A 967-nucleotide genomic window follows, 5' to 3' on the forward strand; every position below is an offset into this window, starting at 1 on the left:
ACCAACACATCGTGAACATTGTGGACTGGTTGCTGCAATACGCGTATGACCAACGTGCAAGCGATATACATCTTGAGCCACGTCGAGAAATCGTGAATATGCGATTTCGAATTGACGGCGTGTTGCATCCTGTTTACGAGTTTCCTGCAAAAGTCGGGATAGCGGTCACGAGTCGGCTGAAGATTTTAGGCCGCTTAAACGTAGCCGAAAAACGCAAGCCACAAGACGGTCGCATTAAGACCAAAAACGCTGACAGCAAAGAGATAGAGTTACGCTTATCCACCCTACCTACCGCTTTCGGCGAAAAGCTGGTCATGCGTATTTTCGACCCGCAGGTACTGCAAAGCACCTTTGCCGATCTTGGTTTTGCTAATGAAGATCTAAATCGTTGGCGAGCAATGACCAAACAACCTTACGGCATTGTGCTGGTAACAGGCCCGACAGGCTCCGGTAAAACCACTACGCTTTACTCCACGCTACGTGAGCTTGCAACGCAAGAAGTGAACGTCAGTACTGTCGAAGACCCAATTGAAATGATCGAGCCTGCGTTTAATCAAATGCAGGTTCAAAACAACATTGATCTGGGCTTTGCTGACGGTTTAAAAGCACTTATGCGACAAGATCCGGACATCATCATGGTTGGCGAGATTCGAGATCTCGAAACTGCCGAGATGGCTGTGCAGGCTGCATTAACCGGCCATTTGGTGCTCTCCACCTTGCACACTAACGACGCGCCGAGCTCCGTCAGCCGTCTGCTTGAACTCGGCATTCCACCTTATTTAATTCGCGCGACCTTACTCGGGGTGATGGCGCAAAGGCTTGTGCGTACGTTGTGCCCTAACTGCAAGACCAAGACCAAACTTGACGCAACAGCGTGGGCAGAACTGACCGCGCCATGGAAGACCAGTCAGCCGAAAAGCGCTTGTAAACCTGTTGGATGTTTGGAGTGCAGAAACACCGGATATAG

General features: G+C 50.2%; 1 protein-coding gene. It reads left to right on the forward strand.

The window, feature by feature from the left end; all coding sequences use genetic code 11:
* Nucleotides 1-967: GspE/PulE family protein (locus A3751_RS18825; protein ID WP_197466507.1), on the forward strand; the 967-nt coding region annotated here is incomplete at both ends.

This window comes from Oleiphilus sp. HI0080 (genome assembly GCF_001635135.1).